Source organism: Streptomyces carminius (genome assembly GCF_002794255.1).
In the GTDB taxonomy this organism is placed as follows: domain Bacteria; phylum Actinomycetota; class Actinomycetes; order Streptomycetales; family Streptomycetaceae; genus Streptomyces; species Streptomyces carminius.
Genome location: NZ_PGGW01000063.1, coordinates 123,362 through 130,187, shown reverse-complemented (window position 1 = coordinate 130,187; position 6,826 = coordinate 123,362). Strand labels below are relative to the sequence as shown.

Annotated in this window: 6 protein-coding genes, 1 tRNA gene and 1 pseudogene; 5 read left to right on the top strand and 3 right to left on the bottom strand. The window is 72.6% G+C overall.

Going from position 1 to position 6,826, the window contains the following annotated elements; translation table 11 throughout:
* Window positions 1-1,278 (bottom strand): annotated as a pseudogene (locus CUT44_RS34575) (SUKH-4 family immunity protein); the annotation flags it as partial.
* A gap of 5 nt (window positions 1,279-1,283) precedes the next feature.
* A complete protein-coding gene (locus CUT44_RS22325) occupies window positions 1,284-2,288 on the bottom strand; it encodes an SMI1/KNR4 family protein (RefSeq protein WP_100203711.1) in 1,005 nt (334 codons plus the stop codon).
* A gap of 240 nt (window positions 2,289-2,528) precedes the next feature.
* On the opposite strand from CUT44_RS22325, the gene CUT44_RS22320 reads away from it, so the two are divergent.
* Window positions 2,529-3,044, top strand: coding sequence for a YwqJ-related putative deaminase (locus CUT44_RS22320; protein ID WP_100203710.1), 516 nt, complete (start codon window positions 2,529-2,531; stop codon window positions 3,042-3,044).
* Entirely contained in the window at window positions 3,041-3,553 is a 513-nt protein-coding gene (locus CUT44_RS22315) for an SUKH-3 domain-containing protein (protein ID WP_233221565.1), read from the top strand. The genes CUT44_RS22320 and CUT44_RS22315 overlap by 4 nt, the downstream gene beginning before the upstream one ends.
* 148 nt (window positions 3,554-3,701) lie before the next feature.
* Here CUT44_RS22315 and CUT44_RS22310 read toward each other — a convergent pair whose 3' ends face one another.
* Complete coding sequence (locus CUT44_RS22310; RefSeq protein WP_100203709.1) at window positions 3,702-5,126, bottom strand: sensor histidine kinase; 1,425 nt, start codon at window positions 5,124-5,126, stop codon at window positions 3,702-3,704.
* A 156-nt stretch (window positions 5,127-5,282) separates the two neighbouring features.
* On the opposite strand from CUT44_RS22310, the gene CUT44_RS22305 reads away from it, so the two are divergent.
* The 3 genes from CUT44_RS22305 to CUT44_RS34175 form a co-directional block, all read left to right on the top strand.
* A complete protein-coding gene (locus CUT44_RS22305; RefSeq protein ID WP_100203708.1) occupies window positions 5,283-5,966 on the top strand; it encodes a hypothetical protein in 684 nt (227 codons plus the stop codon).
* A 13-nt stretch (window positions 5,967-5,979) separates the two neighbouring features.
* Window positions 5,980-6,054: transfer RNA gene (locus tag CUT44_RS22300), tRNA-Gln, on the top strand.
* 413 nt (window positions 6,055-6,467) lie between these two features.
* A partial coding sequence (locus CUT44_RS34175) for an ABC transporter ATP-binding protein (RefSeq protein WP_233221572.1) occupies window positions 6,468-6,826 on the top strand: 359 nt, incomplete at its 3' end.

Below are 6,826 nucleotides of genomic sequence, written 5' to 3'. Positions count from 1 at the left end.
GGGCGCCGCGGACGGTGGTCCGCCCGGTCCGCCCGCCGACGGGTCGGCCAGCATCGTCGCGGCGTGGTGCACCCCGCCGCCCGGCGGCGGGCCGGGGGGGCCGGGCGGACCCGGCTGCCCCGCCACCTCGTCGGCCGACACCAACTGCGTCGGCGCGTAGGCACCGGGCGCCTCGCCACCCGGCGTACCCGGGGCACCGGGCGGCGGGCCGGGAGGGCCGGGGGGCCCGGGGGGTCGGGGCGCCGCGGACGGTGGTCCGCCCGGTCCGCCCGCCGACGGGTCGGCCAGCATCGTCGCGGCGTGGTGCACCCCGCCGCCCGGCGGCGTACCCGGCGCCTCCGGCGGACCGGAGGACGGGGACGACTGCTGCTGCTGCTGCGACTGCGACTGCTGCTGCGGCGGGTCCTGCGGATCGTCGAGCGCCGGAGCCAGCCGCGTCCTCGGCAGCGCACTGCCCTCCGGCATCAGCTCCGTCCGCGCCCCCGCGTCGGACCGCGCCGCGGACACCTCCTCGTCCTCGTCGTCGCTCCCGCTGATCGGCGGCGCGAACACCGTCATGGGCGGCGGCACCGAATCCGCGCCGCTCCCGCTGCCACTGGTGTCCGCCGCGTCCCACGGCGACCCGCCCGCCGGAGGCGGCGTCGCGGACGGCGGAGCCGGAGCGGAGGGCACCGGAGAAGAAGGCGTCGGAGAAGAAGGGACGGCCGGCGGCGTCGCGGAAGTCCCGGAAGTCCCGGAGGAAGAAGAAGCGGAAGGCGCCGGGGACCCCACCGGAGGAGTCGGGGAGGAGGGCTCCGAAGGAACCACCGGCGGCGTCGCGGACCCCACCGGGACCCCGGCCCCGGACGACCCGCCCGCACCGCGGCGATCCGGAACACCCAACTGGTCCGCCGCCTCCTGCAACCACTCCGGCGGCGTCAGCAGGAACGACGTCGCCTCCAGATCGACCCGCCGCGGCGGCGACGGCGGCCCCGGCTCGGCAGCCGCCGCACCGTACTCCTCCTCGTACCGCCGGATCACCTCACCCACCGGCAACGCCGGCCACAGCGTCGTCTCGCCACTGTCCCGGGCGATCACCAGCCGCTGCCCGCCACCACCCGGCGACGAACCGCTCCCCCCGGGACCACCCCCCGGACTCCCCGAACCCAGCGGACCCTCGGCCCACGCGACGAAACCCAGACCGAACTCCCGCACCCGCACCTCACGGTGCTGATACGCCGGAACACCCCCGTTGACCCAGTGCTCCGCACGCTCCTGCGCCTGCGCGAACGTCACCATCGAGCTCACCCCTCCACCGGAACGGCACGCGCGAACCCGCCGTCCACCATCAGGTCGGCCACGGTCTCCAACTCCGGCGGATTGCCCGCCAGCCGCAGCAGGAAATCGTCGAAATCCGCCCCGCAGGGCAGCAGCAGCCGCTCCACCCGCTCGCCCACCGACAGACCGTCCCGGTCCCGCACGTCGTCGTACGCGCAGAACCACACCGAACCCGGCCCCGCACCGCGCACCTTCACCGCGATGATCCCGCCCTGCACGAACCCCACACCCAGATAGTCCTTCGTCAGGTGATCCCGCAGGCACTTGTTCACGTACACCAGGTCATTGACCGCCGCCTCGTCCCGCACCGTGAAGAAAGGCTGGTCCAGCAGCAGCCCCAGCTCCGCGTCCAGCGCCACCCCCGCCGGCGCGCACCCGCCCGCCGCCTTCAGGAACAACCGGTACGCCTCCGGCAGCCGGTACCCCAGCGTCTCCTCCACGTCCAGCACCTGCTCCTCGGACACCGCCGCCCGGTGCGGCACCTCGAAGTGCACCGGACGCGTCTCCTGCAACGGCCGCGTCCCCCGCTTGTCGTGGTCCACCGCCGCCGTCGCCAGCCCGCCGTGATGCCGCAGCAGCGCCTTCACCTCGATCGGCACCAGCTCCAGCCGGCGGCTGTGCGCCACGTGGTGCCACGTCCAGCCGTGCGGCGTCGCCACCGGCGGCAACTCCGCCCACAACTCGTGGCCCGACGCGTGCTGCGCCGTGTTCGCCGACACGTAGTCCGTCAACCGCAGCTCGTCGGCGCCGAACCCCTCCGGCGGCTCCGCGATCTCCACAGCCGCACGCGCGTACGGCGAGAAGTCCGGAAAACCCCGCTCGTCCACCCGCACACCCCGCGGATGGCGGGCGGCCCGCACCGGATCCGGAAAACGCACGACCTGCCCGGCATAGGCCGTGTTCGGCGGCAAGGACTCTCCCCCGAACCGAGAACCGGGGGAAATCCCCGACCCGGGCCTACCTGTCGTCATGGCGGTGCCCCCTGCTGGCAACTGGCTGATGAGCGTCGACAAGCGCCGACAAGCGCCGACCGGCACAGCCTATGCGCTACCCCGCCCCCCGGTCCCGCCCCCGCCGTCCCGCACCACCGCCACCCCGCCCACACCCCCACAAGACACGCGCTGCAACCACCCCTGCTTTCCCAACAGCCGTCACATTTGGCACCCTGAACCCACGCCATCGGGGTGATGCGCGGGGAGGAAGCCCAAACCATGCACGTCACACAGCACCACACAGCGGACCGGCAGCCCGGCGACCCCCGCATCGACTGGGGCACCCCCGACGACGACGCGCCCACTCTCCGTCACCGCCGCGACGGCATCATGCCCACCGTCGCCGCCGCGCTCTCCGTCCGCGGCCAGACCCTCACCTGCACCGCCGGCAAGGCCGACCAGCCCCCCGCCCTCCACCCCCTCGTCCAGGACCACCTCGACACCCTCACCACCGACCACCGCGACCGCCACACCGGCCGCTGCCCCGAGGCGATCCTCCTCTCCCGCCACCTCACCTCCGTCGAAGCCGCCCGCAGCAAGAGAGCCCGCCGCAGACCCCTCACCATCGGCGAAGCGCGCAAAGCCCTCAAACAGGCCAAGATCACCACCCGCCGCATCCGCGAGGACGGCGACCCCCGGCACGGCACCTACGCACCCCCCTGCCGCTCCTGCACCGCCCTCCTCAACCACTTCGGCGTCCGCGCGGTCGACCCCACAGGAGCAGCAGACCGGTGACCATCCCCCACCCCGGCCCCCGCCACACCACCACCCGCTTCCCCGTACCCGTCGACGCCGCCCTCCGCGCCGCCGGGTGGCACCCCGGACGCCGGGACATCGCACAGGCCGAAATCTGGGCCGACACCCTCCGCGCCCACCGCTCACCCGCCGGACACCAGCACGCGATCTTCCCCGCCGCCGTCGAAGCCTGGGCCGAATTCGGCGGCCTCCACATCACCGGCACCGAACCCGGACGCCACATCGCCCCCGTCGGACTCCGCATCGACCCCCTGCGCGGCCTCCACTGGGCCCGCACCCTCTCCGACCTCGGCCGCGCCCTCGACACCCCCGTCACCCCCCTCGGCGAGGAGGACCACGGCGACGCACTCCTCGCCATCGACGCGCAGGGCCGCGTCTACAGCCTCGACCACACCGGCGACTGGTACCTCGGCCCCACCGTCGACGCCGCCCTGGCCACCCTCATCACCGGCACCCGCCCCGGACGCCTCAGCCGCGAGCCCGACTGACGGCCCCGGCCCGGCCCCGGGGACCGACCGCCCGGCCGCAGACCGTACGGCGCCCGCTCACGTCCGGTCCGGAATCACCGCCGACACCCGGCTGCGTTCCCCCGGGGGCAACCCCCGGACCCCCGGCCGCAGACCGTACGGCGCCCGCTCACGCCCGGTCCGGAATCACCGCCGACACCCGGAAACCGCCACCCGACGTCGGCCCCGACACGAACCCCCCGCCCAGCGCCGCCACCCGCTCCCGCATCCCCAGCAGACCGTTGCCCCCGCTCGGCAGCCCCGCGTCCCGCAGACCCTCCGCCGGAGCCTCGTTCTCCACCAGCACCGCCACCTCACCCGGACGGTGCGCCAGCCGCACCCGCGTCCGCGCACCCCCCGCGTGCTTGTGCACGTTCGTCAACGCCTCCTGCACCACCCGGTACGCCGTCCGCTCCACCCGCTCCGCGTACGAACGCACCTCACCCTCCACCGACAGCTCCACCGGCATCCCCGCCGCCCGCGACTGCCCCACCAGCACCGCCAGCTCCCGCAGCCTCGGCCCCGACTCCCCGCCCTCCGCGGAAGCCCCCGCCGGAACCCCGGACGCGCGCCGCTCGCCCGACTCCCGCCCCGCCGCCGCGACCGCCACCTCGGCGACCTCCGCCACCCGCGCCAGCGGACGCTCCTCCGCCTGCTCCGTCCGCCCGGCCCGCTCCGTCTCCCCGGCCTTCCCGGCCTTCCCGGCGACGACCCCGCCCGGCTTCGTCTCATGGGCCCGCAGCACACCCAGCATCGTCCGCAGCTCCGTCAGCGCCTGCCGTCCCATGTCCCCGATCAGCGCCGCGTTCCTCGACGCCTTCTCCGGATCCTTCAACGCCACCGCCTGCAACGCCGCCGCGTGCACCACCATCAGACTCACCCGGTGCGCCACCACGTCGTGCATCTCCCGGGCGATCCGCGTCCGCTCCTCGTTGCGCGCCCACTCCGCACGCTCCTCCGCACGGTCCGCCAGCAGCGACAGCTCCCGCTCCAGACCGTCCGCCCGCTCCCGCAGACTCTCCACCAGCCGGCGCCGGGCCCCCACGTACAGACCCAGCAGCACCGGCGGAGCCGTCATCCCCACCGCCATCGTCAGCGAGACCGACGGAAAGAACCACGCCGGCGGGTCGTAGCCGTAGTCCTCCTGCCGCATCTGAACCAGAAGGATGACCAGCGTCCCCAGCCCCTGCATACCGGCCAGCAACGCGATGATCCGACGCGGCACCTCCGACGCCGCCAGCGTGTAGAGGGCCACCGTCCCCAGCACATAGCCCGTCTCGGCGGGCGTCACCGCCAGCGCCACCAGTACCACCGCGATCGGCCACCGCCGCCGCAGCACCAGCGTGAACCCGGCGAGCGCGCCCAGCCCCACCGACGGCCACACCGGAACACCGGTCTCACCCGCGAACGAAGCCCCCTGCGCCGCGCACTCGACGGCCGCCACCAGTGCCAGCAGCACATCCAGCACCGCACTCCGACGCCGCTCCCACCACAGCGGCCCCCGAGGCGCGTCACCCTGGTCACGGGTTTTGACGCCTTCCCCCGTCTCGGTCATACGGCCCAGCCTACGACCGCCCGCCACCGGTTTTCCGGGGGGCAACGCCGACCAATGGCCATATGTGAACAGAGGGAAAGCACCGCTTTTCACCCGAACAGATGAACAAGGCAGATTTTCGAGACAGGAACGCCTTTACGGGATCAAAGTGGTGCCATGGTCCAAGCCAAGACGGAGATGAGGGAACGCGCCCGCGCCCTGCGCCGCGCGGGCCGGACGTACGACGAGATCGTCGCCGAGCTGGGGGTCGCCAAGAGTTCGGTGTCGCTGTGGGTGCGGGATCTGCCGAAGCCGCCGACCCCACCGGAGCGGCTGTACCGCATGAGAGAGGCGCGCTGGGCTCCGCACCGGCGCGCCCGGGACATCAAGCGTCAGCAGACAAAGCTGGCGGCGGCCAACGAGATCGGCCGCATGACCGACCGGGACCTGTTCCTGGTCGGGGTGGGGCTCTACTGGGCCGAGGGTGCCAAAAGCAGGCCGCCCCGGATGCAGGAGTCCGTTGTCTTCGTCAACAGTGATCCGCTGATGATCGAGGTCTACCTGGCATGGCTTGCGCTCCTCGGCGTGGAACCCGAGCGATTGAGGTTCCGCCTCATGATCCACGAGTCGGCGGACGTATCGGCTGTCGAACGCTACTGGGCAGATCTTGTCGGTGTGGAGGTGGCCGACTTGGACAAGACCACGCTCAAGAAGCACAACCCCGTGACGGTCCGCAAGAACACAGGCGAGGACTATCGCGGCTGTCTAGTGGTTCGGGTCCGCAACGGAGCCGACCTGTACCGTCGCATCGAGGGCTGGTGGTACGGAATGGCGGTAGAGGTGAAACGGCGGACGGCGTAGGCTTGTGCCGCCTTCCCGAGTTGCTCTGCTGGCATGGGCAGCCAGACTTTGAATCTGGTCGTCGCAGGTTCGATTCCTGCCTCGGGAGCTGTTGAGTTCGAGTGAGGGCCCCGATCCGGAGGATCGGGGCCCTCACTGGTGTGCGCGGACCGTGCGCGCCCGCCGCGCGGGTGCGCCGACTTGAGCTTGACGTAGGGGAAGGGGGCAGCCTGAAGGCTGATTCCCCTAGGGGGTCGTCACCCGTTCCTCCTACCCCGCCCTCGTCCTGCGGCAGGACGAGGGCGGGGTGGGGCGTCCCTAGGCTTCTGTGTGGGCCGCCGGACGGCGAGGGGTGGGGTTAGCCCCCGGTGGACACGGTGCCGTGCACCATCGCGGCACCCGCCCCGCGAGCGGCAGGCTCGGACGTACCGGGGAAACGGCCGGGGACCGTCTGAAAGTTCCGTCCCAGGGCGTCGGAGAACGACCGCGACAGATGCAAGTAGTCGACATAGGAGAGATACCGTGACAACGGCTGTAGCGAATCCCAGGACCGGGGGCAGTGGAGGAAGCACGGCCGTCGCCGCGCGGGCGCGGCAGGTCCTCAAGGCGTACGGCTCCGGTGAGACCCGGGTGGTCGCGCTGGACGAGGTGGACGTGGACATCGCGCGGGGGGCGTTCACCGCGATCATGGGTCCGTCGGGCTCCGGCAAGTCCACGCTGATGCACTGCCTGGCGGGTCTGGACTCGGTGACGTCGGGGCAGGTGTGGATCGGGGAGACCGAGATCACCGCGCTGAAGGAGAAGAAGCTGACCCGGCTGCGCCGGGACAAGATCGGCTTCATCTTCCAGGCGTTCAACCTGCTGCCCACGCTGAACGCGCT